This window comes from Noviherbaspirillum sp. (assembly GCF_035254865.1).
In the GTDB taxonomy this organism is placed as follows: Bacteria; Pseudomonadota; Gammaproteobacteria; order Burkholderiales; family Burkholderiaceae_D; genus Noviherbaspirillum.
Genome location: NZ_DATFAF010000062.1, coordinates 40,056 through 65,737, shown reverse-complemented (window position 1 = coordinate 65,737; position 25,682 = coordinate 40,056). Strand labels below are relative to the sequence as shown.

Annotated in this window: 26 protein-coding genes; 17 read left to right on the top strand and 9 right to left on the bottom strand. The window is 57.3% G+C overall.

Annotated elements, in window-relative coordinates; genetic code table 11:
* Window positions 1–42: 42 nt before the first annotated feature.
* The gene (locus VJ651_RS15155; protein WP_324108253.1) at window positions 43–1,272 is read right to left on the bottom strand and encodes a pyridoxal phosphate-dependent aminotransferase; all 1,230 of its coding nucleotides are present in this window, start codon (window positions 1,270–1,272) and stop codon (window positions 43–45) included.
* A gap of 189 nt (window positions 1,273–1,461) precedes the next feature.
* On the opposite strand from VJ651_RS15155, the gene VJ651_RS15150 reads away from it, so the two are divergent.
* The 10 genes from VJ651_RS15150 (at window position 1,462) to VJ651_RS15105 (ending at window position 11,440) form a co-directional block, all read left to right on the top strand.
* Entirely contained in the window at window positions 1,462–1,833 is a 372-nt protein-coding gene (locus VJ651_RS15150; RefSeq protein WP_324108252.1) for an Mth938-like domain-containing protein, read from the top strand.
* A gap of 22 nt (window positions 1,834–1,855) precedes the next feature.
* Window positions 1,856–3,529, top strand: coding sequence for a glycosyltransferase family 39 protein (locus VJ651_RS15145; RefSeq protein ID WP_324108251.1), 1,674 nt, complete (start codon window positions 1,856–1,858; stop codon window positions 3,527–3,529).
* Window positions 3,526–3,897 (top strand): EamA family transporter, encoded by a 372-nt coding sequence (locus tag VJ651_RS15140; protein ID WP_324108250.1) that lies wholly within the window; start codon window positions 3,526–3,528, stop codon window positions 3,895–3,897. The genes VJ651_RS15145 and VJ651_RS15140 overlap by 4 nt, the downstream gene beginning before the upstream one ends.
* Before the next feature lie 37 nt (window positions 3,898–3,934).
* The gene (locus VJ651_RS15135; protein WP_324108249.1) at window positions 3,935–5,062 is read left to right on the top strand and encodes a DegT/DnrJ/EryC1/StrS aminotransferase family protein; all 1,128 of its coding nucleotides are present in this window, start codon (window positions 3,935–3,937) and stop codon (window positions 5,060–5,062) included.
* A 13-nt stretch (window positions 5,063–5,075) separates the two neighbouring features.
* Window positions 5,076–6,050: a glycosyltransferase gene (locus tag VJ651_RS15130; protein WP_324108248.1), complete on the top strand. Its 975-nt coding sequence runs from the start codon at window positions 5,076–5,078 to the stop codon at window positions 6,048–6,050.
* Window positions 6,047–6,997: a formyltransferase gene (locus VJ651_RS15125; RefSeq protein WP_324108247.1), complete on the top strand. Its 951-nt coding sequence runs from the start codon at window positions 6,047–6,049 to the stop codon at window positions 6,995–6,997. The genes VJ651_RS15130 and VJ651_RS15125 overlap by 4 nt, the downstream gene beginning before the upstream one ends.
* The gene (locus VJ651_RS15120) at window positions 6,994–8,049 is read left to right on the top strand and encodes a bifunctional UDP-4-keto-pentose/UDP-xylose synthase (protein ID WP_324108246.1); all 1,056 of its coding nucleotides are present in this window, start codon (window positions 6,994–6,996) and stop codon (window positions 8,047–8,049) included. The genes VJ651_RS15125 and VJ651_RS15120 overlap by 4 nt, the downstream gene beginning before the upstream one ends.
* On the top strand, window positions 8,049–9,008 hold the full coding sequence (locus tag VJ651_RS15115) for a xylanase (protein ID WP_324108245.1): 960 nt from the start codon (window positions 8,049–8,051) through the stop codon (window positions 9,006–9,008). The genes VJ651_RS15120 and VJ651_RS15115 overlap by 1 nt, the downstream gene beginning before the upstream one ends.
* A gap of 96 nt (window positions 9,009–9,104) precedes the next feature.
* Window positions 9,105–9,581 (top strand): peroxiredoxin, encoded by a 477-nt coding sequence (locus tag VJ651_RS15110; RefSeq protein WP_324108244.1) that lies wholly within the window; start codon window positions 9,105–9,107, stop codon window positions 9,579–9,581.
* A 203-nt stretch (window positions 9,582–9,784) separates the two neighbouring features.
* The gene (locus VJ651_RS15105) at window positions 9,785–11,440 is read left to right on the top strand and encodes a PhoH family protein (RefSeq protein ID WP_324108243.1); all 1,656 of its coding nucleotides are present in this window, start codon (window positions 9,785–9,787) and stop codon (window positions 11,438–11,440) included.
* Between the two features lie 72 nt (window positions 11,441–11,512).
* On the opposite strand, the gene VJ651_RS15100 is transcribed toward VJ651_RS15105, so the two are convergent.
* From VJ651_RS15100 to VJ651_RS15090, 3 genes are all read right to left on the bottom strand, one after another.
* Window positions 11,513–12,520: an anion permease gene (locus tag VJ651_RS15100; protein ID WP_324108242.1), complete on the bottom strand. Its 1,008-nt coding sequence runs from the start codon at window positions 12,518–12,520 to the stop codon at window positions 11,513–11,515.
* Between the two features lie 55 nt (window positions 12,521–12,575).
* Entirely contained in the window at window positions 12,576–13,202 is a 627-nt protein-coding gene (locus VJ651_RS15095; RefSeq protein ID WP_136415436.1) for a DUF47 domain-containing protein, read from the bottom strand.
* A 70-nt stretch (window positions 13,203–13,272) separates the two neighbouring features.
* The gene (locus VJ651_RS15090; protein ID WP_136415434.1) at window positions 13,273–14,658 is read right to left on the bottom strand and encodes a replicative DNA helicase; all 1,386 of its coding nucleotides are present in this window, start codon (window positions 14,656–14,658) and stop codon (window positions 13,273–13,275) included.
* Between the two features lie 175 nt (window positions 14,659–14,833).
* Here VJ651_RS15090 and VJ651_RS15085 point away from each other — a divergent pair, with 175 nt between their 5' ends.
* Genes VJ651_RS15085 through VJ651_RS15070 form a run of 4 tightly spaced genes read left to right on the top strand, consistent with a single transcriptional unit; the run spans window position 14,834 to window position 19,640 of the window.
* The gene (locus VJ651_RS15085) at window positions 14,834–15,277 is read left to right on the top strand and encodes a MarR family transcriptional regulator (RefSeq protein WP_324108241.1); all 444 of its coding nucleotides are present in this window, start codon (window positions 14,834–14,836) and stop codon (window positions 15,275–15,277) included.
* A 43-nt stretch (window positions 15,278–15,320) separates the two neighbouring features.
* Entirely contained in the window at window positions 15,321–16,820 is a 1,500-nt protein-coding gene (locus VJ651_RS15080) for an efflux transporter outer membrane subunit (protein ID WP_324108240.1), read from the top strand.
* A 27-nt stretch (window positions 16,821–16,847) separates the two neighbouring features.
* Window positions 16,848–18,050 carry an HlyD family efflux transporter periplasmic adaptor subunit gene (locus VJ651_RS15075; RefSeq protein ID WP_324108239.1) on the top strand — a complete coding sequence of 401 codons (1,203 nt, stop codon included), beginning with the start codon at window positions 16,848–16,850 and terminating at the stop codon, window positions 18,048–18,050.
* A 9-nt stretch (window positions 18,051–18,059) separates the two neighbouring features.
* A complete protein-coding gene (locus VJ651_RS15070) occupies window positions 18,060–19,640 on the top strand; it encodes a DHA2 family efflux MFS transporter permease subunit (RefSeq protein WP_324108238.1) in 1,581 nt (526 codons plus the stop codon).
* 81 nt (window positions 19,641–19,721) lie between these two features.
* Here the strand turns inward: VJ651_RS15070 and rplI are convergent, their stop codons facing one another.
* From rplI to rpsF, 4 genes are read right to left on the bottom strand one after another with little or no spacing between them, the layout of a single operon-like run.
* Window positions 19,722–20,174 (bottom strand): 50S ribosomal protein L9, encoded by a 453-nt coding sequence (rplI, locus tag VJ651_RS15065; RefSeq protein WP_136415424.1) that lies wholly within the window; start codon window positions 20,172–20,174, stop codon window positions 19,722–19,724.
* Between the two features lie 27 nt (window positions 20,175–20,201).
* Window positions 20,202–20,486: a 30S ribosomal protein S18 gene (gene rpsR / locus VJ651_RS15060; protein ID WP_007882558.1), complete on the bottom strand. Its 285-nt coding sequence runs from the start codon at window positions 20,484–20,486 to the stop codon at window positions 20,202–20,204.
* A 15-nt stretch (window positions 20,487–20,501) separates the two neighbouring features.
* On the bottom strand, window positions 20,502–20,804 hold the full coding sequence (gene priB, locus VJ651_RS15055; RefSeq protein WP_324108237.1) for a primosomal replication protein N: 303 nt from the start codon (window positions 20,802–20,804) through the stop codon (window positions 20,502–20,504).
* A gap of 18 nt (window positions 20,805–20,822) precedes the next feature.
* Entirely contained in the window at window positions 20,823–21,191 is a 369-nt protein-coding gene (rpsF, locus tag VJ651_RS15050; RefSeq protein ID WP_136415420.1) for a 30S ribosomal protein S6, read from the bottom strand.
* Window positions 21,192–21,426: 235 nt separating this feature from the next.
* Between rpsF and lexA the strand changes: the two genes are divergently transcribed.
* Window positions 21,427–22,089 (top strand): transcriptional repressor LexA, encoded by a 663-nt coding sequence (gene lexA / locus VJ651_RS15045; protein ID WP_324108236.1) that lies wholly within the window; start codon window positions 21,427–21,429, stop codon window positions 22,087–22,089.
* Between the two features lie 91 nt (window positions 22,090–22,180).
* Here lexA and VJ651_RS15040 read toward each other — a convergent pair whose 3' ends face one another.
* Window positions 22,181–22,936: an RNA methyltransferase gene (locus VJ651_RS15040; RefSeq protein ID WP_324108235.1), complete on the bottom strand. Its 756-nt coding sequence runs from the start codon at window positions 22,934–22,936 to the stop codon at window positions 22,181–22,183.
* 152 nt (window positions 22,937–23,088) lie between these two features.
* Between VJ651_RS15040 and VJ651_RS15035 the strand changes: the two genes are divergently transcribed.
* Together VJ651_RS15035 and VJ651_RS15030 are read left to right on the top strand one after the other, a co-directional pair.
* Entirely contained in the window at window positions 23,089–23,883 is a 795-nt protein-coding gene (locus VJ651_RS15035; protein ID WP_324108234.1) for an inositol monophosphatase family protein, read from the top strand.
* A gap of 154 nt (window positions 23,884–24,037) precedes the next feature.
* A complete protein-coding gene (locus tag VJ651_RS15030) occupies window positions 24,038–25,384 on the top strand; it encodes a DEAD/DEAH box helicase (RefSeq protein WP_324108233.1) in 1,347 nt (448 codons plus the stop codon).
* Window positions 25,385–25,682: the final 298 nt, after the last annotated feature.

Sequence of the window (25,682 nt, the reverse complement as noted above, 5' to 3'; positions counted from 1 at the left end):
CGGCTCGCGCCGGAATGGAAAAACCAGTCGAACGATGAAAGCTTACGCGATCGCGCGCCGCTTGCGATAGCTCTCGAGGAAGCGGGCAATCCTGCCGATCGCCTCGGTCAGATCATCCGAATTGGGCAGGAACACGACACGGAAGTGATCCGGCGCAATCCAGTTGAAGCCCGTGCCCTGCACGATCAGGACCTTTTCTTCCGCCAGCAATTCGTAGGCGAACTGCTGGTCGTCCGCGATCGGATAGATCTTCGGATCGAGCCGTGGAAACATGTACAGCGCCGACTTCGGCTTGACACAGCTGACACCGGGAATCTCGGTCAATAGCCGATGCGCGAGGTCGCGCTGCTTGAGCAGGCGCCCACCCGGACTCACCAGATCGTTGATGCTCTGGTATCCGCCGAGCGCGGTCTGGATCGCATACTGGCCGGGGGCATTCGCGCACAAGCGCATCGACGCCAGCATGTTCAAGCCTTCGATGTAATCCTTCGCCGGCTTCTTGTTGCCCGACACCACCATCCATCCCGCACGATAACCGCAGGAACGGTAGTTCTTCGACAGGCCGTTGAGCGTCAGGAACAGGACATCGTCCGCGAGCGATGCGATCGATGTGTGCGTCTCGCCGTCATACAAGGTCTTGTCGTAAATCTCGTCAGCAAACACGATCAACTGATGCTGGCGCGCAACCTCGACAATCTGCTGCAGCAACTCCACCGGATACAGCGCGCCAGTCGGATTGTTCGGGTTGATCACCACAATGGCCTTGGTGTTCGGCGTGATCTTTTTCTTGATGTCATCAATATCGGGCAACCAGCCCGATTCTTCATCGCAAATATAATGCACGGGTTTACCGCCGGACAGGCTTACCGCAGCCGTCCAGAGGGGATAATCCGGCGCAGGCACAAGCACTTCGTCACCGGAATTCAGCAATGCATTCATGCCCATGACGATCAGCTCGGACGCGCCGTTGCCGATATAAATATCGTCGATGGTGACACCCTCGATATTCTTTTCCTGGGTGTAATGCATGATAGCCTTGCGCGGCGCGAACATGCCCTTGGAGTCCGTATAGCCGGCCGCGTTCGGCATGTTGAGAATCATGTCCTGCACGATCTCGTCCGGGGCATCGAAGCCGAACACGGCCAGGTTACCGATATTCAGCTTGATGATCCGATGGCCTTCGTCCTCCATCTGCTTGGCCTTTTCCAGCACCGGGCCGCGAATGTCATAACAAACGTCTGCTAATTTTCTGGATTTCTGAATCGGTCGCACGCGTGCAATTCCTTGTAGTAAAGGCAAGAATTGGGATGCAATGCTGCACCGCCAAAATACCCATTTTGCCGAAAGCAACTCGTTTTATCAATCTGAAACAAGCCCTTTTAATATCGGAAAGGCTACAATGCCCCAACTTTTTTCTTCAGATTGTCGGAAATTCACGCTTTCTCGGATGTCTACAGGATCATGAAGCTGCATTCCACCACGACCCAGCATTACCAAACCGTTACCGCCTATTTCGATAACGCGGTAGAAATCAACGCAGTAAGGTTCGACTACAACCTGGTTGTCATGCCTGAGGTTGCCCCGGCAGCATGGCCAGTGGCATCGTTCGATGCATTGACGCCCGAGAATTTCGCACCGATCGAGGCGGCCAGCCCGGATGTGGTCATCCTCGGTACCGGCAAGCGGCAGCGCTTCATTCATCCTCGCCTGATCGCCAATCTCACGGCGCGCCGGATCGGCGTCGAATGCATGGACAGCCAGGCCGCCTGCCGCACCTACAACATCCTGATGACTGAGGGCCGACGCGTCGCGCTCGCACTCATTTTCGATTGATCTTCACTGCGCAACGCACCTCATGACCGAATTGCACCGACCGAAACCGGCCGTCTGGGCCCTGCTCCTGCTTTTTTGTGCAATCTGGTTCCTCATGCTCGACGTGCGTCCGCTGACGCCGACCGATGAAGGCCGCTATGCCGAAATGGCCCGCGAGATGGTCTCGACAGGCGACTGGATCACTCCGCGCCTGAATGGCATCAAATACTTCGAGAAGCCTCCTCTGCAGACGTGGATGACGGCACTCGGCTTTCAGGCATTCGGCCTGGGTGAATGGCAAGCCAGGCTATGGACCGGACTCTGCGGGCTGTTCGGCATTTTTCTGACGGCCTATACCGGGCGGCGGCTGTTCGGGCCGCGCGTCGGCTTCAATGCCGGCCTGGTGCTTGGCTCCAGTCTGCTGTGGGTAGGACTCGGCCACTTCAATACGCTCGACATGGGGCTGGCGGCCATGATGAATCTCTCCATGTGCAGCCTTCTGCTGGCGCAGCGCAAGGATGCGAATCCCGAGGAGAGACGCCGCTGGATGTTCGCCTGCTGGGCCGGCATGGCGCTGGCTGTCTTGTCCAAGGGCCTGATCGGCGTCGTCCTGCCCGGCGCGGTGCTGGTGCTCTACACATTGCTCTCCCGCGACTGGGCTATCTGGAAACGTCTGCATCTCCTTGCGGGCATCCCGCTTTTTCTGGCGATCACGGCGCCATGGTTCATTCTGGTATCGCTGAAAAATCCGGAGTTTCCGTATTTCTTCTTTGTGCACGAACACTTTGCGCGTTTCACGACCAAAGTGCATCACCGCACCGGTCCCTGGCACTATTTCATCCCGGTCGTCTTGCTCGGCAGCATTCCGTGGGTCACGATGCTGCCACAGAGCTTGTGGAAAGCGCGGCGCGAACGCGCACCGGGCTTCCAGCCGAAGCTCGTGTTGCTGATCTGGAGCGTGTTCATCTTCTTCTTTTTCAGCATTTCCAACTCGAAGCTGGTGTCCTATATCCTGCCGATCTTTCCGGCAATGGCACTTCTGATCGCGTGTCATCTCGAAGAAGCCTCGCGCAAAGCCTTGACCGTCAATGCGGGGCTGCTCGCTCTCCTGTCCGCAATCGGACTGGCGCTTGCCACACGTTTTCCTTCACTCGCGCCCGAGGCCTATGATCGCCCGCTGTTTCAGGCCTATGTGCCGTGGATGATTGGCGCGGCACTGACCGGACTGGTTGGCGGGCTGCTGGCCATCAACTGGGCAAAGCAGAAAAGGGAATGGTCGATAGCCACACTGGCCGTGTCCAGTTTTCTCCTCGTGCAACTGCTGATGGCCGGACATGCGCCACTGGGGCGTTACAAGGCGGGCATAGAACATCTGGCAGCCATCAAGGCGGAGCTGACGCCGGAAACGCCGATCTACGCCGTAGGACTTTACGAGCAATCGCTCCCGTTCTATCTCCGGCATACCTTGACCCTGGTCGAGCACGCGGATGAAATGGACTTCGGATTGCAACAGGAACCGCAGCTCTGGATACCGACGTATCAAGGTTTTGCGGAAAAATGGAAGGCAGACGCCCGTGCCGGGAAAAAATCGCTGGCAATCGTGCGGCCTGATATGCTTGCAAAGATGCAGAACGACAATCTGCCGATCCGCGTGATCGCCGAGGATCCCAGGCGGGTCGTCGTGACCAATATGCCCCAGGAAAAACCTGCTCCATGAACCTCTCCACCTTCGGATTCATACTTACCGGCATTCTCCTGAATGCGACCGCGCAGTTGCTTCTCAAGGCGGGGACCAACGCCGTGGGGGAAATTCACCTGACTGCGGCGAACTGGTTTGCAACCGGCGTGAAGGTCGCCACGCAACTGCCCATCGTCGGCGGGCTGGCATGCTATGTTCTTTCAGTCGTCGTCTGGATAATCGGGCTGTCGCGGGTCGACGTCACCATTGCGTATCCCATGCTTTCGCTCGGTTACATCGTCAATGCAATTGGTGCCTGGTATTTTCTTGGCGAAGCGGTGTCCACGCAGCGCATGCTCGCGATCGGCATCATAATCATAGGCGTGGCATTACTCGCGCGCAGTTGATCCGCATGCGTTTCAACAGACAAAAGATTCATTTTTCATGACCGAACCCTTTCTCCCGTTCACGCGACCGGCAATCGATGAAGCGACGATCACCGCAGTGGCAGATGTTCTGCGCTCCGGCTGGATCACCAGCGGTCCGAAGGTCCAGCTGTTCGAGACACAGCTTTCGGCATATTTCGGCGGCCGGCCGGTGCGTGCATTCAACTCCGGCACATGCACCATGGAGATTGCCTTGCGCATCGCAGGTATCGGGCCCGGCGATGAAGTCATCACCTCGCCCATTTCCTGGGTCGCAACAGCCAATGTCATTCTCGAGGTCGGCGCGACACCGGTTTTCGCGGATATCGATCCGATTACCCACAATATCGATTTGAACCGGCTTGAAACCGCCATCACACCTCGGACCAAGGCAATCATTCCGGTCTACCTGGCAGGACTGCCGGTCGACATGGATCGCCTCTACGCGATTGCCAGAAATCACGGCCTGCGCGTGGTGGAAGATGCAGCCCAGGCATTGGGAACATCCTGGCACGGTCGACGCATCGGCGCCTTCGGCGATTTTGTTTCGTTCAGCTTTCAGGCGAACAAAAACATCACGACATCCGAAGGCGGATGCCTCGTGTTCAGCAATGCGGAAGAAGCGGCGCTGGCCGAAAAGTATCGACTGCAAGGGGTCACGCGCACCGGCTTCGACGGTATCGAGGTCGATGTCCTCGGCGGCAAATTCAACATGACCGATATCGCCGCGACCATCGGACTCGGCCAGTTCGCCCAGATCGAAGCGATCACGGCGAGGCGACAGGCCTTGGCGCGCCGCTATTTTGCCGCTTTCGGCCCTGATTTCGAAATGAAATATGGCGCACAGCTTCCAGTCGCCGACTTCGAGCATAGCAACTGGCATATGTTCCAGATCGTGCTTCCCGATCGCATCAAGCGCGCGGATTTCATGGCGCAATTGGCTGCGCTGAAGATCGGCACCGGCTGCCACTATCCGCCGATCCATCTGTTCAAGCTTTATCGTGCACGCGGCTTTACTGAAGGCATGTTTCCCGTTGCGGAGAGAATCGGCCGTCAAATCGTGACCTTGCCGATGTTTAATGCGATGACGGAAGGCGATGTAGATCGGGTCGTCAACGCGGTAAAATCAGTTCTTCAACAAGAATAAGATGCAGCGATTGATGAAACCAGAACTCTCCGTCGTCATTCCGGTGTACAACGAAGAAGCGGGGTTGGCGACACTGTTCGCGCGACTCTACCCGGCTCTCGACAAACTCGGCATCTCGTACGAAATCCTGTTCGTCAATGACGGCAGCCGCGACCGCTCGGCCCAGCTCCTTGCCGATCAGTTCCGCGCGCGGCCGGACGTCACGCGCGTCATGCTATTCAATGGCAATTACGGCCAGCATATGGCGATTCTCGCCGGCTTTCAGGCAACACGCGGCAATATCGTCGTCACACTGGACGCCGACCTGCAGAATCCTCCGGAAGAAATCGGCAACCTGATCGCGAAGATGCGTGAAGGTTACGACTACGTCGGCTCGATCCGCCGCGAACGGCAGGACGTCGCCTGGCGCAAGCATGCTTCGCGTGCGATGAATCACCTGCGCGAAAAGCTGACCCATATCAAGATGACCGATCAGGGCAACATGCTGCGCGCCTACGGCCGCAACGTCATCGACCTGGTCAATCAATGCAGCGAGGTGAACACCTTCATTCCCGCACTCGCCTACACCTTTGCCCGCAAGCCGACCGAGATCATCGTCGAGCATGAGGAACGGGCCGCGGGAGAGTCGAAGTATTCCCTGTACAGCCTCATCCGGCTGAATTTCGATCTGATCACCGGATTTTCGCTACTGCCGCTGCAAGCCTTTTCCCTGTTCGGCATCGCGCTATCCTTCCTGTCCGGAGCGCTATTCGTTGCGCTGATCGTGCGGCGCTTCCTGCTCGGCTCTGAAGTGCAAGGCGTTTTCACGCTGTTTGCACTCGACTTCTTCCTGATGGGCGTCATCCTGTTCGGCATCGGACTGGTCGGCGAATATGTCGGCCGGATTTACCAGCAGGTGCGCGGACGTCCTCGCTATGTCGTCCAGGCCATCCTTGAACAGAAGGATGATTTCGGCAACGTGTCCTCCATCTCGAATGCACGCGAATGAGTAGCGCACGCGCCGTCGTCTTCGCCTATCACAACGTCGGGGTGCGCTGCCTCAAGGTATTGCTCGCGCGCGGTGTGGACGTTGCGTTTGTCGTTACGCATCGCGACAATGCATCCGAAAATATCTGGTTCGAGTCGGTCGCCGCGTTATGCGACGAGCATGGCATACCCTATCTCACGCCGGACGATCCGGCAACACCGGAACTGCGGGAGAAATTGCGCGCGGCGCAACCGGATTTCCTCTTCAGTTTTTATTACCGCCACATGCTGCCGGCAGACCTCCTGACCATCGCAAAGCATGGCGCCTACAACATGCACGGCTCGCTGCTCCCCAAATATCGTGGTCGCGTGCCGGTCAACTGGGCTGTATTGCATGGCGAGAGCGAAACGGGCGCGACGCTGCATGAAATGACGGTCAAGCCGGATGCCGGTGCCATTGCGGCGCAGGTCGCAGTGCCGATCCTGCCGGACGACACCGCCTTTGAAGTCTTCGGCAAAGTGACTGTCGCTGCCGAGCAGGCATTGTGGAATGTCTTGCCAACCATGCTTGCTGGACAAACGCCACGACTGCCGAACGATCTGGCCAAAGGCAGTTATTTCGGAGGACGGAAACCGGAAGACGGGCGCATCGACTGGGCACAACCCGCGCAAAGCATCTACAACCTGCATCGCGCAGTCGCTCCGCCTTACCCTGGCGCCTGGACCACGATTGGCGAACGACGCTTTGTCATCGGCAAGGCCCGTATGGCCCGGCAGTCCGATCTTCATCTGCCGCAAGGCCTGACTGTCGTGGATGATTGCATTTACGGCGTTGGCGGCGACGGCCGCGCCTTGTTGATTCATGAGTTACTGGAAGGCGGCAGACCCGTGTCGCCGCAACAACTACAACATGCGCTGAAATCGGCTTCAACCGAGCCCGATGGCGCAGCCATACAAAAAAACCAATGAAAAAAATCCTCATCCTCGGCGTCAACGGCTTCATTGGACATCATTTGTCCAAGCGTATTCTTGAAACAACCGACTGGCACGTGTTCGGCATGGACATGATGACCGACCGCATCAGCGATCTGCTCCAGAACGATGCATACAAGAGCCGCATGCATTTCTTCGAGGGCGACATCACGATCAACAAGGAGTGGGTCGAGTACCATGTGAAAAAGTGCGATGTGATCCTGCCTCTGGTCGCGATCGCAACGCCATCGACTTATGTGAAGCAGCCGTTGCGCGTATTCGAACTCGATTTCGAAGCCAATCTCCCTATCGTCCGCTCCGCCGTCAAGTACAACAAGCACCTGGTCTTTCCTTCGACCTCCGAAGTGTATGGCATGTGCCATGACGAGGAATTCGATCCGGATGAATCCGAGCTGATCTGCGGCCCGATCAACAAGCCGCGCTGGATCTACTCCTGTGCGAAACAGTTGATGGATCGCGTGATCTGGGGCTACGGCATGGAACAAGGCTTGAATTTCACGCTGTTCCGTCCGTTCAACTGGATCGGCGCGGGTCTTGATTCCATCCACACAGCGAAGGAAGGCAGCTCGCGCGTGGTCACGCAGTTCTTCGGACACATCGTGCGCGGCGAAAATATCTCCCTGGTGGACGGCGGCCATCAGAAGCGCGCGTTCACCTATATCGATGATGGTATCGACGCACTCATGCGCATCATCGCCAATTCCGACGGCATTGCGAGCGGCAAGATCTACAACATCGGTAATCCTGCGAACAATTTTTCGATTCGGGAACTGGCCGCGATGATGCTGAAACTCGCCGCCGAATACCCCGAATATGCGGACTCCGCAAAGAACGTGCAGCTGGTGGAAACCACATCCGCCGAATACTACGGAAAAGGCTATCAGGACGTGCAGAACCGCGTACCGAAAATCACGAACACCTGCGCCGAGCTCGACTGGAAACCGACCACCTCAATGCAAGATACGCTGCGCCACATCTTTGATGCCTATCGCGGCCAGGTTGCATCGGCCCGGGCCTTGATGGACTGATGCCGTCCCTTACACTGAAAATTGACGTCGACACCTATCGCGGCACACGCGAAGGCGTACCGAACCTGGTTCGTTTGTTGCAAAAACACGGTGCGAACGCGACATTCCTTTTCTCGCTTGGCCCAGATCACACCGGCTGGGCCTTGCGGCGCGCTTTTCGGCCGGGATTCTTCCAGAAAGTCGCACGCACCTCGGTCGTCGAGCATTACGGGCTGAAAACCTTGATGTACGGCGTCCTGTTGCCTGCGCCGGACATCGGCAAAAGCGCTGCCGCCGAAATGCGATCGGTCAAAGCCGCCGGATTCGAATGCGGCATTCATTGCTGGGACCACGTACGCTGGCAGGACAATGTGCGCAAGCAGAATGCCGCGTGGACCGAGACGCAGATGCGGCAGGCGTTTGGCCGCTTTTGCGATGTCTTCGGCGAGGCGCCGTGCACGCATGGCGCAGCGGGCTGGCAGATGAACGATCGTGCATTTGCGCTGCTTGATGCATTCGGGTTTGACTATGCCTCCGATGGCCGCGCACGCTTGAATGATGACGGTACCTTGTCCGACCCCACCGCCGGGCCCTATCGCATCAAGGCGGCGTGTAAGACGGTTTCCTGCATTCAGTTGCCCACGACCCTGCCAACGCTGGACGAAATGCTCGGCAGGCAGATCAAGGGCCAGGTCGTCGAGGAGTCAAACGCGGCCGCGGCACTTCTCAGCCTTACCGAAGCGCAGCGCGATCACGTGTTCACTTTGCATGCAGAACTTGAAGGACAAAAACTTGCCCCCATCTTTGAGCAATTGCTGACAGGATGGCGAGCCCAGGGCTACGATCTGGTATCGATGGGGGATTATCACCAGAAAGTGAAAACCGCCGCTTTGCCCGTCTATCCCGTCAGTTGGGGAGAGATGCCTGGGCGCTCCGGTGAACTGATCCTGCAGCCGGCGCAAACTTTCCAAATTCAATAAACTTTAGCTAACATTGAGACTGCGGTTGCGATAGCCGGCCGTGCAGCGACCGTTCATCGCCATCCGGCTCAACCAACCCTGGACCAGGAGACCAACGTGGCCGAAAGCCCATCTGCATTGAACTTGATTGTTCCCGAATTTTCCGCGGCGATGACAGGCGACCAGACCTTCAAGCTATCCGATTACAGGGGAAAGACGGTCGTGTTGTATTTCTACCCGAAGGACAACACGCCAGGCTGTACGACGGAGTCCATGCAATTCAGGGACCTGCATCCGGAATTCATCAAGGCCAATACCGAGATTTTCGGCATCAGCCGCGACAGCATTCGCTCGCATGAAGGTTTCAAGTCGAAACTGGAGATGCCATTCGACCTGATTTCCGATCCCGACGAAACACTTTGCAACATGTTTAACGTGATGAAAATGAAATCCATGTACGGCAAGCAAGTGCGTGGCGTTGAACGCAGCACATTTGTGATTGACGGAACCGGGAAATTGGTGAAAGAATGGCGTGGAGTGAAAGTGCCTGGGCACGTTGACGAAGTTCTGGAGTACGTAAAGACCCTCGCATAGAGTTCGCTGAATCCAAAAGCTGAACACATTGAATTTAATAGAATTTTCTTACCGAAAGCCGTTTGCGGAAGAGGTGTCGAACCTCCCCCTCAAACGGCTTTTGTGTTTTCCGATTGCCTTTTCCCCACGTCGTCCAACCCACCTCCTGTTCGTTTGGCCCACTGAGCGTAGTCAATTCAACACATTTTTAGATTGAGGTCCTGATGCCACTGCCCAAATTACCGACCAAACCAGCAACATTGCTCTCCCCGCAAGACTATCCGAAGGCAGAGAAAGGGAAATCGGTAAAACCTGTCATGATGCTGGTTGAATCCGCACCGCATACCACCGAATCCGCACCAGAAGCGCGCGCCAAAACCTCCGAAAAAGCTCCCGCAGCAAAACGCACAGCGAAACCCAAGGCCGTCGAAAGTCTGATCAAGTCAAGCGCCAGCCGCATCGGCGACAGGCTCGGCGTCACCAAGATGTTCGTGCTGGATACCAACGTGCTGATGCACGATCCGACCTCCTTGTTCCGTTTCGAGGAACACGACGTCTACCTGCCGATGATGACGCTGGAGGAACTCGACAACCACAAGAAAGGCATGTCCGAAGTCGCGCGCAACGCACGCCAGGTGTCGCGCTCGCTCGACGCGCTGGTGGCCGGCGTGGAAGAGCATGCGATCGAGGAAGGCATTCCGCTTTCCAAACTGGGCAACAAGGATGCCAAAGGCCGCCTGTTCTTCCAGACCAAACTGCAAAACGTGACCCTGCCTGAAGGCCTCCCCATCGGCAAGGCAGACAACCAGATCCTCGGTGTCGTGCGTGCACTCGAAGCACAGTTTCCGGATCGCCCCATCGTGCTGGTCTCGAAGGACATCAACATGCGCATCAAGGCGCGTGCGATGGGACTTCCTGCGGAAGAGTATTTCAACGACCATGTACTGGAAGACACCGATCTGCTGTATTCCGGCATCATGCAGTTGCCGGACGACTTCTGGCACAAGCACGCCAAGGGCATGGAGTCCTGGCAGGAAAACAAGCACGGTACCGGATATACCTTCTACCGCCTGACCGGTCCTCTTGTGCCATCCTTCCTCGTCAACCAATTCGTGTTCCTGGAACCGAACAATGGCGAAGCCCCGTTTTACGGTCAGGTCAGGCAGATCAACGGCAAGACCGCCGTGCTGCAAACCCTGCGCGACTACACGCATGGCAAGAACAGCGTGTGGGGCATCACCGCGCGCAACCGTGAACAGAATTTCGCGCTCAACCTGCTGATGAATCCGGAGTGCGATTTCGTCACCCTGCTCGGTCAAGCCGGTACCGGCAAAACGCTCCTGGCCCTTGCTGCGGGTCTTGCGCAAGTACTGGAAACCAAGCTCTACAATGAAATCATCGTTACCCGCGTGACGGTTCCGGTCGGTGAAGACATCGGCTTCCTGCCAGGCACCGAGGAAGAGAAGATGTCGCCATGGATGGGGGCATTCGACGACAATCTCGAAGTGCTGAACAAATCCGATTCGGATGCCGGCGAATGGGGACGGGCCGCGACACAGGATCTGATCCGTTCGCGCATCAAGATCAAGTCGCTCAACTTCATGCGCGGCCGCACCTTCGTCAACAAGTTCCTGATCATCGATGAAGCCCAGAACCTGACGCCGAAGCAAGTCAAGACCTTGGTCACGCGCGCCGGTCCCGGTACCAAGATCGTCTGCCTCGGCAACATCGCGCAGATCGATACGCCTTACCTGACTGAAGGTTCAAGCGGATTGACCTATGTGGTGGATCGCTTCAAGGGATGGGCACATAGCGGACATGTCACGCTGGCGCGCGGCGAACGCTCGCGCCTGGCCGATCACGCAAGCGACGTGTTGTAACACTACCCTCGCCTCCAACAAAAAAGCCTGCATGGATACCATGCAGGCTTTTTTGCATTCATGTGTAGCTGATTACAGGACTTGCGTTCCGATCCACCAGGCAATTGCGGCAACGAAGGCCGAAGCCGGGATGGTCAGTATCCATGCCCAGACAATATTGCCAGCAACACCCCAGCGCACCGCCGACATCTTTCGTGATGAGCCGACACCGACGATAGCGCCGGTAATCGTGTGTGTCGTCGAGACTGGAACACCAAGCCACGTCGCCAGAAACAGCGTGATCGCGCCGCCGGTTTCGGCACAGAAGCCGCCGACCGGTTTCAGTTTCGTGATCTTCTGTCCCATGGTCTTGACAATGCGCCAGCCACCGAACAGCGTGCCGAGACCAATCGCGGTATAGCAGCTGATGACGACCCACCAAGGCAAGTGCTCCTTCGCCCCAGGGTAACCGGAGGCGATCAACAGCATCCAGATGATACCCATGGTTTTTTGCGCGTCATTGCCGCCATGGCCAAGGCTGTACATCGATGCCGAAAACAACTGCATGCGCCGAAACCACTTGTCCACGCGTCGCGGTGTCGCACCGACAAAGATCCAGGACACCACCACCATCATGATCGACCCGAAAATGAAGCCTAGCAGCGGGGACAGAACGATGAACGCGATAGTCTTGATCAGGCCGCCGGAAATCAGAGCTCCGGTACCCGACTTCGCAACTGCCGCGCCAACCAGACCTCCGATCAATGCATGGGATGACGAGGATGGAATCCCGTAATACCAGGTCAGCAGGTTCCAGAAGATGGCGCCGACCAGGGCACCGAATACCACGTAATGGTCAACCACGATCGGCTCGATCGTGCCTTTGCCGACCGTGCTCGCCACCTTGAGCTGAAAGAAGAACACGGCGACCACGTTGAACACGGCCGCCATCGCTACCGCGGCCTGCGGCTTGAGCACGCCAGTTGAAACCACTGTCGCGATCGCATTGGCCGCGTCGTGAAAGCCGTTCATGAAGTCGAACAGCAAGGCAAGTCCTATCAACAGGACAAGGACATAGATACTGATCTGGAGGGTGTGCATAGAATTCTTGTTTTATTCGTTTCGGATTGCTGCAGCGACGCCAGTGCCAGCAGCATCAGGCATTTTCGAGGATGATGCCTTCGATGATATTGGCAACATCTTCGCAACGATCCGTCACGGTTTCCAGAATCTCGTAAATTGCCTTCAGCTTGATCAGTGTGCGGACATCCGGCTCATCGCGGAACAACTTGGACATCGCCGCGCGCATCACGTGATCCGCATCCGATTCGAGGCGATCGATTTCCTCGCAGATGGAGAGAATCTGATGCGCGTTGTCCATGCTGTGCAACAGGCCGACTGCCGTCTTCATCTTCTCGGTGCATGCCAGGCACAGCTCCGCCAGACGCTTGGCTTCCGGCGTGATCGCCTTGATGTCGTACAGGGAAATTGTTTGCCCACCGTCTTCCAGCAGATCAAGGATATCGTCCATGCTGGTAATCAGCTTGTGGATATCGTCACGGTCGAGCGGCGTGATGAATGTCTTGTGCAGCAATTCCAGCGTCGCGTGAGTCACCTTGTCAGCGAGCTTTTCGACCGTTTCGATAGCATGCACGCGATGTTCCAGGTCATCGAAATTGGTCATCAAGGCGACCATTTCCTTGGCGCCTTTCACGCAGAAATCGGCATGCTGATTGAAAAGATCAAAAAATTTTCCCTCGGTGGGCATCAGTCGTCCAAACATAATTGCTCTCTCTTAAGGTTAAAGCATTCAATCGTTCCGATTTTCATCGGCGGGCGGCAGCATACCGCGCTTACTCGTTATCGAAAATCGCGTTTCCACCGGTGTAATTGTCGAACTTCGTGTACTCGCCGAGGAACGTCAGGCGTACGGTGCCGATCGGGCCGTTACGCTGTTTACCGATAATGATTTCCGCCGTGCCTTTGTCCGGCGAATCCGGGTTGTACACCTGGTCGCGGTAAATGAACAGGATCACGTCGGCGTCCTGCTCGATGGCACCGGATTCGCGCAGATCGGACATCACCGGGCGCTTGTTTGGACGCTGCTCCAGTGAACGGTTCAACTGAGATAATGCGATTACCGGGCAATTCAGTTCTTTCGCCAGGCCTTTCAGGCTTCGCGAGATTTCGGAAATTTCGGTCGCTCGGTTTTCTCCCGATCCATTGCCGGACATGAGCTGCAAATAGTCGATGATGATCAGGCCAAGACGGCCGCATTGGCGCGACAGCCGCCGTGCGCGCGCACGCAACTCGATCGGACTCAGCGCCGGCGTCTCGTCGATATAGAGCTGTGCCTCGTTCATTTTCTGGATTGCATGCGTGAGGCGCGGCCAGTCTTCGTCATTCAGCTTGCCGACGCGCAGCCGGCTCTGATCAAGACGGCCTACCGAACCCAGCATACGCATCGCGAGCTGGGTGCCGCCCATTTCCATCGAGAAAACGGCAACAGGCAAGCCGCTGTCGATGGCGACGTTTTCACCGATATTCAGGGAAAACGCTGTCTTGCCCATGGACGGTCGCCCGGCAACGATGATGAGGTCGCCCGGCTGCAGACCGGAGGTCATGCGGTCCAGGTCGAGGAAGCCGGTCGGCACGCCGGTAATGTCGTTCTGATTGTCGCGGTTGTAGAGCTCGTCGATACGTTCGACGACTTGCGTCAGCAAAGGCTGGATTGCCAGCCAGCCTTGGGCGCCGCGCGCGCCCTCTTCCGCAATCGCAAAGATCTTCGATTCTGCCTCATCCAGCAACTGCTTGACTTCCTTGCCTTGCGGATTGAGTGCCTGGGTCGAGATTTCATCCGACACCGTGATCAATTTGCGCAGCACGCCACGATCACGAACGATCTCGGCATAGCGGCGAATATTTGCCGCCGACGGCGTGTTCTGCGCCAGTGCGTTCAAATAAGCCAGACCGCCGACTTCTTCCGCCTTGGCGCTGGTGCTCAACGACTCATACACAGTGATGACGTCGGCAGGACGGGTAGCGTTAATCAGCTTGACGATGTGCTGAAAAATAACGCGATGGTCATAGCGATAAAAATCGTCTTCACTGACGAAGTCCGCAATGCGGTCCCAAGCGGAATTATCCAGCAGCAGACCACCCAATACGGACTGCTCTGCTTCAATGGAATGGGGTGGAACGCGAAGGGAATCCAGTTGAGGATCGGAGCGGGTATTCATGGCGCGCATTATACCTGCTCACCTTACGCTGCAGCACAGCACACCCGGGAATATTCGGTATTGCCCTGAAACAAACTATTTTCATATTTCCAATTAGCTGACATGGCACTATCTGCCTTGACATTGACTGCCTAGGCAGTTATATTTCGCCATCCTGTCTCATTGGTTTTTCCTCATGTCTCACCCATACACCCTGAAGAATTTCACGCCGAGTGAAAGCATCGGTTACCTGCTCAAGCGGGCCGGCAGCCAGTTAAGCCTGACAGTGGATCGTGCTCTCGCGGAGTTCGACATGACACACGCCCAGCTCAGCATTTTCCTGAGACTGGCCCACGGCTTGTCCAATACCGCCGCCGATCTGGCGCGTGAGTTGATGACCGACACCGGCGCGATGACGCGCATGCTGGATCGGCTGGAAGAAAAAGGATTCGTGCGACGGACACGCAGCAGCGAAGATCGCCGCGTGATTGAAGTTGCGTTGACCGTGAAGGGCGTGCAGCTCGCGGACCAGATGACGCAGGTGGTTGTCGATGCGATGAATCACCATTTGCGCGGCTTCTCCGCGGCGGAAATCGCCCAGTTCAAGGATTTCCTGCGCCGAATGGTGGCCAATTCCTGAGCAAGCTTGAACCACTGCATCACCAAATCAAAGAAGAAGACAAATGACCAGATTTCTCCGTGAGCTTCGTCCGAACATCGTACGCCGACATACCCGGCTCAGCATCCTTGCTGCAATCTCGCTGTTGACAGCGTGTGCCGGATTCCAGCCAGTGGCGCCGCAAGTCAAGCCACTCGACCGCCTTGCATTGGGCGACCGGGCAACCGTTGCGCAAAGCGTCGACGCCTGGCCGCAGGACGACTGGTGGACTGCCTTTGCCGATGTGCAGCTGAATCGATTGATGCAGCACGCACTGGACAGCAGTCCGACGCTCGCCGTGGCACAGGCGCGTATCGCACGTGCGCAGGCCACTGCCAACCTCGCCCGGTCCAGCGGCGCACCGCAACTCAACGCTGGCGTCGACCTCGGCTACGGCCGCCAATCCGAGAACTACCTGATCCCGCGCCCGCCGCTTGGCAAAGGCGGAGAGTACATCAGCCAGGGACAGGCATCCTTGAACTTCGGCTACGATCTCGACCTGTGGGGCAAGAACGACGCATTGATCCGCTCGGCGCAAGCACAACTCAAGTCGGCCAATTTCGACCGTGATGCGGCGCGCCTTGCGCTGACAAGTTCCGTTGCACGCGCCTACGCGCAACTGGCGGCACAATACGAACTGCAGGATATCCTGCTCGCGACGCAGGAACAGCGTCGCGCAATCCACAGGCTGGTCAACCAGCGCGTTGCGAACGGCCTCGACACGCAGGTCGAAGTCAAACAGGCAGAAACCAACGAAGCCGCTTTGCGCATCGAGCTTGAGCAGCTTGCCACGTCGATCAAGGTCACCCGGCTGCAAATTGTCGCGCTGGCCGGTGACATGCCCGCCGCGGCAGATGCCATCAAGCGCCCGACGTTGAAAGCGGGACCAGTCACGGTTCCCGCCACCCTGCCGCTCGATTTGCTCGGGCGTCGTCCTGAACTCGCTGCGCAAAGAGCGCACATCATCGCAGCGGTCGGCGAAGCGGAAGCGGCGAAGGCGCAGTTCTACCCCAACGTCAATCTCAATGCACTGATCGGTTTTCAATCCATAGGACTCGGCGAGCTTCTGACGAGCGGCAGCCTGATCAACAGTGTCGGCCCGGCCATCCGCTTGCCGATTTTCGACGGCGGACGCCTGCGTGCGAACTATGCGGCAAAGGCGAGCGAAATCGATGCTGCTGTTGCGCAGTACAACCAGTCGGTAATCACCGCAGCCCAGGATGTCGCGGAACACTTGACACGTGTGGCGGATTTGAGCCGCGAGGAAGCGGCGGCGCAGGACGCCTTGGCAGCCGCCGAAGAGGCGCATCGCCTGGCCATGCTGAGATACAAAGGCGGCTTGTCTCCCTATCTGACCGTGCTGACGGTGGAAACCCAATTGCTGACCCAACGCCGGGCGATCGCCAACATTCGTGCACGACGCGACGACCTGCAGATCGGCCTGATCCGTGCACTGGGCGGCGGTTTTTCCGACGATGCGCATGCGCCGCAGCTATCGAGTGCGCAGCAGTCGCAAAAGCAATAACAACGAGATACGAAATCAGGAGAAATCATGAGCGCAGTACCCAATTCATCAAGCAACGCCCAAGCTTCCCCGCCAACCTCGCCCACCCAGCCCTCGGGCTCGCCGAAGCGCAAGAGAATTCTTCTTACAATCGCCGCCGTCTTCGCCATTGCGGCGATCGCGTACGGCAGCTACTGGACGCTGGTTTCGCGCTATTACGAGGACACCGATAACGCTTACGTGCAGGGCAATGTCGTACAAGTCACTCCGCAAATCGCCGGCACCGTCACCAAGATCCATGCTGACGACACCAATATCGTCAAGGCCGGGCAGCCCCTCATCAGCCTCGACACTGCGGATGCGGACGTCGCACTGGCCCAGGCCGAAGCGCAGCTCGCGCAGACGGTGCGTGAGGTGCGTACCTTGTTTGCGGCACAGGCACAATCGAAGGCCAATCTGTTGGTGCGCGAAGCGGAGCTGGCAAGAGCCAAAGACGATCTCAACCGCCGCAAGGCACTGGCTGGCTCGGGAGCCGTCTCGGGAGAAGAGATCCGCCACGCCGAAAGCGCAGTCAATGCCGCTCAGGCGGCGCTTGATGCCGCCAAGGAGCAGCTCGCCTCGGGCCGCGCACTGACGGAGGGAACCAGTGTTGCCAGTCATCCGAACGTGCAACGCGCCGCCGCGCGCGTGCATGAGGCCATGCTGGCACAGTCGCGCTCCACACTGTACGCACCCGTCTCGGGCGAGATTGCCAAGCGCAGCGTGCAAGTTGGTCAGCGTATCACGCCCGGCGCGCCATTGATGGCAATCGTGCCGCTCGACCGGCTCTGGGTCGACGCCAATTTCAAGGAATCGCAACTGCGCGAGATGCACGTCGGCCAACCGGTGACGCTGACATCTGACCTGTATGGCAGCAAGGTCAAATATGACGGCAAGCTCGTTGGCCTCGCCGCCGGTACCGGCTCCGCCTTCGCCTTGCTGCCGGCGCAGAATGCAACCGGCAACTGGATCAAGGTGGTGCAGCGCGTTCCGGTACGCATTTCGATTGATCCAAAGCAGTTGGCTGAACATCCGTTGCGTATCGGACTTTCCATGCGTGCCGAGGTCGATTTGCACGATCAGCAAGGAGCGCCAGTCGGCAGCGCTACGGGGACGGCAAATGCGATGACCGCTTATGTCGCCGCCGCAGATGCGGTCGAAGCCAAGGCGAAAGCGCGCATCGACACGATCGTCGCCGCCAATCTGAAATAAGGAACGTGGATGTCGTCGCCAACAAACTCCGGTCATTCCCCGGGCGGGCCGCCAGCGCCGCCTCCAGCAATCGCGCCGCTGACAGGTCCTGCGCTCGCGCTACTGACCATTGCGGCGGCGCTGTCCACCTTCATGGAGATTCTTGACATTACGATTGCCAATGTCTCGATTCCAACCATCGCCGGCGCGCTCGGCGTGGCACCCAGCCAGGGCACATGGATCATCAGTTCCTATTCGGTTGCCGCCGCCATCGCCGTGCCGCTGACCGGCTGGCTCGCCAGGCGCATTGGTGAAGTGAAGCTGTTCTCCATATCGGTGCTGGCATTTACGCTGATGTCGGCATTGGCGGCATTTTCGGTCAACCTGCAGATGCTGGTGATATTCCGCCTGCTGCAAGGCCTGGTGTCCGGTCCGATGGTGCCCTTGTCGCAAACGCTATTGGTCCGGAACTTCCCGCCTGAAAAACGGGGCGCGGCGATGGGCCTTTGGGCAATGACGATCATTCTGGCCCCGATTGCCGGTCCTCTTTTGGGTGGTTATATCAGCGACAATTTTCATTGGTCGTGGATCTTCCTTATCAACATCCCGATCGGACTGTTTGGCGGCATCACGATATGGACGCTGATGCGCAAGCGCGAATCGCCCATCGTCAAAGTGCCGCTCGATACTGTCGGATTGCTGCTGCTGGTGGTCGGCGTCGGCAGCCTGCAGCTGATGCTGGAAATCGGGAAAGACTATGACTGGTTTGCATCGTCGTTCATCACGTCGCTTGGCTTGATCGCGGTTGTGGCTCTCACGTTTTTCATTGCCTGGGCGCTGACTGCCGAGCACCCCATCGTCGAACTGCAACTGTTCGGCGACAAGAACTTCCGCTACGGTGTGATCCTGCTGTCCGTCGGCTTCATGACTTACTTCGGCTCCGTCGTGATCTTTCCCCTCTGGCTGCAAATGGTGATGGGATACACGTCCGCACAGGCCGGGCTGGCGATGGCCCCCATCGGCATTTTCATGCTGATCCTTTCTCCCATCATCGCCCGCAACATTGCACGGCTCAACTTGCGCGCGCTTGCAACGTTCGCCTTTACCGTGATGGGCGCGGTGTCGCTCTGGAATACGCAGATGTCGCTCGATGTCGGCTTCTGGGACATCGTCAATCCGCGTTTGGTGCAGGGGATCGGCATGTCGTGCTTCTTCCTGCCGGTACAGGCGCTGATGCTGTCCAATATCACGCCGGATCATATGGCTGGCGCAACCGGCCTGTCGAACTTTCTGCGCACGCTTGGAGCGGCAATGGGAACCGCGATCAGCGTGACCATGTGGGAACATCTCTCCATCGATCACCACGCTCGCCTGGTCGAGAACGTCTCGCGTTATTCCTCCGCCAGCTCGGAGTACCTCGGCACCTTGCGCGCCGGCGGTTTGTCCACAGATCAGGCGTATGCGGTTGTCGAGCGCATGATCAATGCGCAGAGTTACATGCTCGCGACCAATGAGTTCTTCCTGTATAGCGCGGTCGCGTTTTTCCTGCTGACCGGACTGGTATGGCTTACCAGACCGAAGAAGAATGTGGTTGCAAGCCTTGGGCACTAAGACGGCACCAAGACACCATTGGCGAGCCCAATAAAAAAGCCGGGAATGCATCCCGGCTTTTTTATGCTTGAACTGCAGCTCTTAAGCTTGCTCGCCCAGAACGGAAACGGTGATTTCCACGACAACGTCCGTATGCAACGCAACGGAAATGGGATGATCGCCAACCGTCTTCAGCGGGCCTTGGGGCATGCGGATCTGCGCCTTCTCAACCGGGAAGCCTTGCTTGGACACGGCTTCAGCGATATCGGCATTGGTCACGGAACCAAACAGACGGCCGTCAACGCCAGCCTTCTGTGCGATCTGAACGGTCATGCCGTTCAGCTTCTCGCCTTGAGCTTGCGCAGCCGCCAGCTTTTCGCCTGCTGCCTTTTCCAGTTCGGCGCGCTTTGCTTCGAATTCGGCAACCGCATTGGCGGTAGCACGGCGTGCCTTGCGTTGTGGGATCAGGAAGTTACGTGCATAACCGTCCTTGACTTTCACGACTTCCCCGAGGTTGCCCAGGTTAACGACTTTTTCCAACAGAATGACTTGCATGTTTTTCTCCTATTCTTCAGTCGTCAATCAGGCGTTGTGCAGATCGGTGTACGGCAGCAACGCGAGGTAACGTGCGCGCTTGATCGCTGTGTCGACCTGACGCTGATAGTGTGCCTTGGTGCCGGTCAGACGTGCCGGCATGATCTTGCCGTTTTCCTGAACGAAGTCCTTCAGCGTGTCGACGTCCTTGTAATCCACTTGCTCAACGCCGGCGGCCGTGAAGCGGCAGAATTTCTTGCGCTTGAACAGCGGGTTTTGCTGCTGGCGCTTTTGCTTGAGTTTGCTTTTGTCAAATTTTTTACCGAATGCCATGTTTGGCTCCTGTATCTAGTGATCTGGTGTAGTTGCCTCGAAATCCGTAACGTGGAACACGAGGCTTTTGCTATTGCGGTTCTTGCGTGCCAGGAATCCGGTGAACCGAAAGACTGCTCCCAGCTCTGCCTGGTTGAATCTTCCTGAAATTTCGCCTGCAGCGATGGCGGTAATTTCAAACTCAACCTGGCGCGGGACACCTGCTTCAATTTGCTCCGAACCGTGCGCCAGTCTGGCGGACACAATCGGAATGCCTGCCGGGGTATAACGCATGACGTCGCGCTCGGCAATGCTGGCTACTAACTGAAGCTGGTTCACACTCCTCGACGACTGCAATTACGCAGCAGATGCCTCTGCGCGCTGGCTCTTGGCAGCATCTTCCTTCTGCACTGCCTTCATCATCGGCGACGGCGCGGTCTCGGCCTTCTTCATCTTGACGGTGAGGTGGCGCAGGACGGCATCATTGAATTTGAAGCCGGTTTCGAGTTCAGCCAGGGTTTCGTTGTCGCACTCGATGTTGATGCAGACATAGTGCGCTTTCGCCAGCTTCTGGATCATGTAAGCCATTTGACGGCGGCCCCAGTCTTCGACACGGTGAACCTTGCCGTTGCGGGCGGTAACGATGCCCTTGTAGCGCTCGATCATTGCGGGCACTTGCTCGCTCTGATCCGGATGCACGATAAATACGATTTCATAATGACGCATGTAATCTCCTTGTGGTCGATAGTTACGCCCACCCCGGCGTCAAGACGAGTGTGGGAAGAGGAAAGCCCGAAATGATAACCCGAATGCAAAAAAAATTCAATGCATTCAAGCTCTTAAGTCTCATCCCGGGTCTTTTTGCGAATTTATGCACCAATTGCGCTTGCATTTCAATAAGGACTGTATAAAAATACAGGCTGTCTTTATGCACAGCGCTCACAGACGCCCGCGACCTGCCATGATCAAATTGACTGCACGCCAGGAACAGATCCTGAACCTGATCAGGGAAGCCATTGAAAATACTGGTTTCCCCCCCACTCGTGCCGAGATCGCCGCAGAGCTCGGATTTCGTTCCGCCAATGCTGCGGAAGAACACTTGCAGGCACTGGCACGCAAGGGAGCAATTGAAATATCGCCAGGCACCTCACGCGGCATCAGGTTGCGCGAAGCGGTTGCGAATGCTGGATTGGGAAAGTCAGGATCCCGACAGATGGCACTCCCCCATCCGTCATTGATGCAGCTAAGCCTGCCTTTGGTCGGTCGCGTCGCGGCCGGCTCACCTATCCTCGCCCAGGAGCATATCGAAGCAACCTACAGCGTCGATCCATCTCTGTTTTTGGCCAAACCGGATTACCTGCTGAAGGTACGCGGCCTCTCCATGCGCGATGTCGGCATTCTCGACGGCGATCTGCTTGCAGTGAAAAAGTCAGACAGCGCAAAGAACGGACAGATCGTCGTCGCCCGGCTGGGTGATGACGTGACCGTCAAGCGCTACAAGAAGTCCGGGTCGGTCATTGAACTCCTGCCTGAAAATCCGGACTTTGAGCCAATTCGGGTCGATTCGACACAAGATTTTGCCCTGGAGGGGCTCGCAGTGGGGTTATTGCGGGCTTGGGGCTGATTGCCAGCCAGCCGTGCTGCCGTAAGGTACTGCCGCTATCAGACGCTAGCCAGTTTACGGCAACTGCAAAACGCTTTTCGCCGGCAGCTTGTCATTTCAGCTTTTTCATAATCTGCCGCGCGATCCCGCGCAAGATATTGACCTCCTCGGTTTCCAGTTGCGTTCTGGAAAACAAGCGTTTGAGGCGCGGCATCAGCTTTTTCGGATTGGCCGGATCGAGAAAATCGATCGCCGCCAATGCCTCTTCCAGGTGTGCGTACATGCCATCGATTTGCACAAGACTGGCCGATTCGCCCTGAAATCCAATTGGAGTTGCAGGAATGACATCGCCCGTGCTCGCAAGGCGCGCCTCATAGGCCAGCAGCTGCACGGCCTGCGCCAGATTCAATGACGAATAATCCGGGTTCGCGGGTATATTAATCAGGACGCTGCACTGTTCGATGATGTCATTAGGCAAACCATAACGCTCACTGCCAAACACCAGCGCTGCGTTCAACCCCTCGCTTGCAACCAGTTGGGCGGCCAGGCTGCGTGGCGTGATTACCGGCGGAGAGTATTCCCTCAGGCGGGCGCTCAAGGCCGCGGCGAAGTTGCATCCAGCCAGCGCTTCGTCGATCGAACCGACGATTTTTGCCGCAACCAGGACATCCTGCGCGCCGCTCGCGAAGGCGATGGCCTCCTCATGCACAAGCGCATCCGGAAAGCGGGGATTGACCAGCACAAGTTGTGAAAATCCCATCGTCTTCATGGCACGCGCCACGGCGCCGATATTGCCAGGATGGCTCGTATCAACCAGTACGAAACGCAGGCGTTTGAAAAGAGAAGTACTGATTTGAGGCTGGTTCATTTAAAATAGCGGCATTGCGCGGTAAACGTTTGTTCAGGATTGTTCGGAATTGCTCCGGATTCTCAGCCGGGTTGCCGCATCGCTCATTAATCTTATTCAATGCGGTTCCGAACGCGGTATGCGACGGTACCGCAATTTTAACGGAACCTCCTATGCATCCCATGCTGAACACGGCGGTCAAGGCTGCGCGCCGCGCCGCTTCGATCATCAACCGCGCTTCCTTTGACATCGACCGCGTCAAAGTCACCCAAAAGAGCCACAACGATTTCGTCACCGAAGTCGATCAGGCGGCTGAGCAGGCCATCATCGAAGTCCTGAAAACCGCTTATCCCGATCATGCGATCCTGGCGGAGGAATCCGGAGCCTCTTCCAACCTGCACGACGAAAACGATAACGTCTGGATCATTGATCCAATCGACGGCACCACCAATTTCATTCACGGCTTTCCCCAGTACTGCGTATCGATCGCGCTGCAGCAGCGCGGCCAGATCACCCAGGCTGTCGTGTATGATCCGACTCGCAACGACCTGTTTACTGCGACCAAGGGCGCCGGCGCCTATCTGAATGAAAAGCGTATCCGAGTCAGTCGCCGCGACAAGATAGCCGATGCGCTGATCGGCACCGGATTTCCGTTCCGCGGCACCGAGGGTCTGGACGAATACATGAAGATGTTCAAGATCATGACAGAAAGATGTGCCGGCCTGCGCCGCCCGGGCGCTGCGGCTCTGGATCTTGCCTATGTCGCTGCCGGCCGTCTCGACGGCTTTTTTGAGAAAGGCTTGCAAACCTGGGATATGGCCGCAGGTTCACTGCTGATTACCGAATCCGGTGGCATTGTCGGCAATTTCTCGGGTGAATCCGACTACCTGTACAAGGGGAACGTCATCGCAGGTACGCCGAAAATCTTCGCACAAATGGTCAACCTGCTATCGCCGTTTTCAAAATAATTCCATCTGATTGATGTTACCGAGGCGGGCCTCGCAATGATGCGGCCCGCACGGTGGTGAGACTAGTCCTCCATCCTTCCAGATCTTCCGCCCTCCCATTTGCCCGCGACTGGCGCCCTCAAACGCGGCAGGCAGATACTTTCATAAAGTTGTCATGTCATTTACTGAACTCGGCTTGTCCGATGAAATTCTCCGCGCCGTTACCGAACAAGGTTACAGCACTCCTACCCCGATTCAATCTCAGGCGATTCCCGCCGTGCTGCGCGGGGGCGATCTGCTGGCCGGCGCACAGACCGGGACCGGAAAGACCGCTGGCTTCACACTGCCTATCCTGCAACGTCTCGCCAGTAACAAACGCCACACCGGCAACGGCCGCAAGCCGATCCGAGCGTTGATCCTGACTCCGACACGCGAGCTTGCTGCGCAGGTCGAGGAAAGCGTTCGCGTCTACGGAAAATACCTGAAGCTGAGCTCAACCGTCATCTTTGGCGGAGTGGGCATTCATCCGCAGATCAAGCTGCTGAGCCAGGGAGTCGACATCCTGGTGGCGACTCCGGGCCGATTGCTGGACCACATGCAGCAAGGCACCGTAGACCTTACGCATATCGAGATACTAGTCCTCGACGAAGCCGATCGCATGCTGGATATGGGATTCATCCGCGACATTCGCCGCGTGCTTGCAGCCCTTCCGCCGCAGAGGCAAAACCTGCTGTTCTCCGCCACCTTCTCCGACGAGATCAAGGCGCTTGCCGACGGGCTGCTGAATGCGCCGGCCATGATTGAAGTCGCACGCCGCAATTCAACCGTCGAGGTCATTGCACAGAAAGTGCATCCCGTTGACCGCAATCGCAAGCACCCGCTGCTTAGCCATCTGATCAAAGCCCATCAGTGGTCGCAAGTGCTGGTATTTACCCGCACCAAGCATGGCGCGAACAAGCTGGTGGAACAACTGGGCAAGGACGGAATTACCGCGCTCGCAATCCACGGCAACAAGAGCCAGACGGCGAGAACCCGCGCGCTGGCGGAATTCAAGAATGGAAGCCTGCAAGTGCTCGTTGCGACGGATATCGCGGCGCGCGGCATCGATATCGACCAATTGCCTCACGTCGTGAACTATGACCTGCCCAACGTCCCGGAAGACTATGTCCACCGGATCGGCCGCACCGGCCGCGCGGGTGCGGCGGGCGAAGCAGTATCGCTGGTCTGCGTCGATGAACACGATATGCTGAAGGGCATAGAAAAGCTCATCAAGCGCAGCATTCCGCAAGAGGTGATCACCGGCTTCGAACCCGACCCCAACGCACGCCCGCAGCCGATTCAGCTGCGCAGCGGAAATACCGGTGGCCGCACTCAATCCAAACAGAGCAAGCCTGCCAATGGCAATGCACGGCCGGCATCCTCGCCAAAGAGCGGAGCACCGCAGAAACCCGCAAGTAAACCGCGTTCCGGCGTACCCTCGGGACGGCAGCGCTTCAGCGGTCGCGGCAAGGAACTCACCTGATCGCATCGGATCGACCGGTCCAGGCCGGTCGATCCGCCCGCATGCTTTAATCCAATCGTCATTCGACCGGCGTCAACTGTCCGGACATGTCCTTTACCTATCTGACAAGCCCGTCTATCGGGCAGGCGTACGCCCCGACGCCCGGCATTGCCCTCCCGGTTTCTGAACAACCCCACGTGTGATATAACATGTCGGCGCAAGCGCCAATTTGGCAAGCCGTCACTCATCGCTCGTTAATTTGACGCAGTTTTTTTTACGCGACCATTCGCGGACTAGTCATCAATCTCGTCTAGCCTGA

What these genes read in the sequence shown, in the direction of transcription:
- VJ651_RS15150 (WP_324108252.1), top strand. Translation starts at nt 1,462, where the DNA reads ATGAAGCTGCATTCCACCACGACCCAGCATTACCAAACCGTTACCGCC.
- VJ651_RS15145 (WP_324108251.1), top strand. Translation starts at nt 1,856, where the DNA reads ATGACCGAATTGCACCGACCGAAACCGGCCGTCTGGGCCCTGCTCCTG.
- VJ651_RS15140 (WP_324108250.1), top strand. Translation starts at nt 3,526, where the DNA reads ATGAACCTCTCCACCTTCGGATTCATACTTACCGGCATTCTCCTGAAT.
- VJ651_RS15135 (WP_324108249.1), top strand. Translation starts at nt 3,935, where the DNA reads ATGACCGAACCCTTTCTCCCGTTCACGCGACCGGCAATCGATGAAGCG.
- VJ651_RS15130 (WP_324108248.1), top strand. Translation starts at nt 5,076, where the DNA reads ATGAAACCAGAACTCTCCGTCGTCATTCCGGTGTACAACGAAGAAGCG.
- VJ651_RS15125 (WP_324108247.1), top strand. Translation starts at nt 6,047, where the DNA reads ATGAGTAGCGCACGCGCCGTCGTCTTCGCCTATCACAACGTCGGGGTG.
- VJ651_RS15120 (WP_324108246.1), top strand. Translation starts at nt 6,994, where the DNA reads ATGAAAAAAATCCTCATCCTCGGCGTCAACGGCTTCATTGGACATCAT.
- VJ651_RS15115 (WP_324108245.1), top strand. Translation starts at nt 8,049, where the DNA reads ATGCCGTCCCTTACACTGAAAATTGACGTCGACACCTATCGCGGCACA.
- VJ651_RS15105 (WP_324108243.1), top strand. Translation starts at nt 9,785, where the DNA reads ATGCCACTGCCCAAATTACCGACCAAACCAGCAACATTGCTCTCCCCG.
- VJ651_RS15100 (WP_324108242.1), bottom strand. Translation starts at nt 12,520, where the DNA reads ATGCACACCCTCCAGATCAGTATCTATGTCCTTGTCCTGTTGATAGGA.
- VJ651_RS15095 (WP_136415436.1), bottom strand. Translation starts at nt 13,202, where the DNA reads ATGTTTGGACGACTGATGCCCACCGAGGGAAAATTTTTTGATCTTTTC.
- VJ651_RS15090 (WP_136415434.1), bottom strand. Translation starts at nt 14,658, where the DNA reads ATGAATACCCGCTCCGATCCTCAACTGGATTCCCTTCGCGTTCCACCC.
- VJ651_RS15085 (WP_324108241.1), top strand. Translation starts at nt 14,834, where the DNA reads ATGTCTCACCCATACACCCTGAAGAATTTCACGCCGAGTGAAAGCATC.
- VJ651_RS15080 (WP_324108240.1), top strand. Translation starts at nt 15,321, where the DNA reads ATGACCAGATTTCTCCGTGAGCTTCGTCCGAACATCGTACGCCGACAT.
- VJ651_RS15075 (WP_324108239.1), top strand. Translation starts at nt 16,848, where the DNA reads ATGAGCGCAGTACCCAATTCATCAAGCAACGCCCAAGCTTCCCCGCCA.
- VJ651_RS15070 (WP_324108238.1), top strand. Translation starts at nt 18,060, where the DNA reads ATGTCGTCGCCAACAAACTCCGGTCATTCCCCGGGCGGGCCGCCAGCG.
- rplI (WP_136415424.1), bottom strand. Translation starts at nt 20,174, where the DNA reads ATGCAAGTCATTCTGTTGGAAAAAGTCGTTAACCTGGGCAACCTCGGG.
- rpsR (WP_007882558.1), bottom strand. Translation starts at nt 20,486, where the DNA reads ATGGCATTCGGTAAAAAATTTGACAAAAGCAAACTCAAGCAAAAGCGC.
- rpsF (WP_136415420.1), bottom strand. Translation starts at nt 21,191, where the DNA reads ATGCGTCATTATGAAATCGTATTTATCGTGCATCCGGATCAGAGCGAG.
- lexA (WP_324108236.1), top strand. Translation starts at nt 21,427, where the DNA reads ATGATCAAATTGACTGCACGCCAGGAACAGATCCTGAACCTGATCAGG.
- VJ651_RS15040 (WP_324108235.1), bottom strand. Translation starts at nt 22,936, where the DNA reads ATGAACCAGCCTCAAATCAGTACTTCTCTTTTCAAACGCCTGCGTTTC.
- VJ651_RS15035 (WP_324108234.1), top strand. Translation starts at nt 23,089, where the DNA reads ATGCATCCCATGCTGAACACGGCGGTCAAGGCTGCGCGCCGCGCCGCT.
- VJ651_RS15030 (WP_324108233.1), top strand. Translation starts at nt 24,038, where the DNA reads ATGTCATTTACTGAACTCGGCTTGTCCGATGAAATTCTCCGCGCCGTT.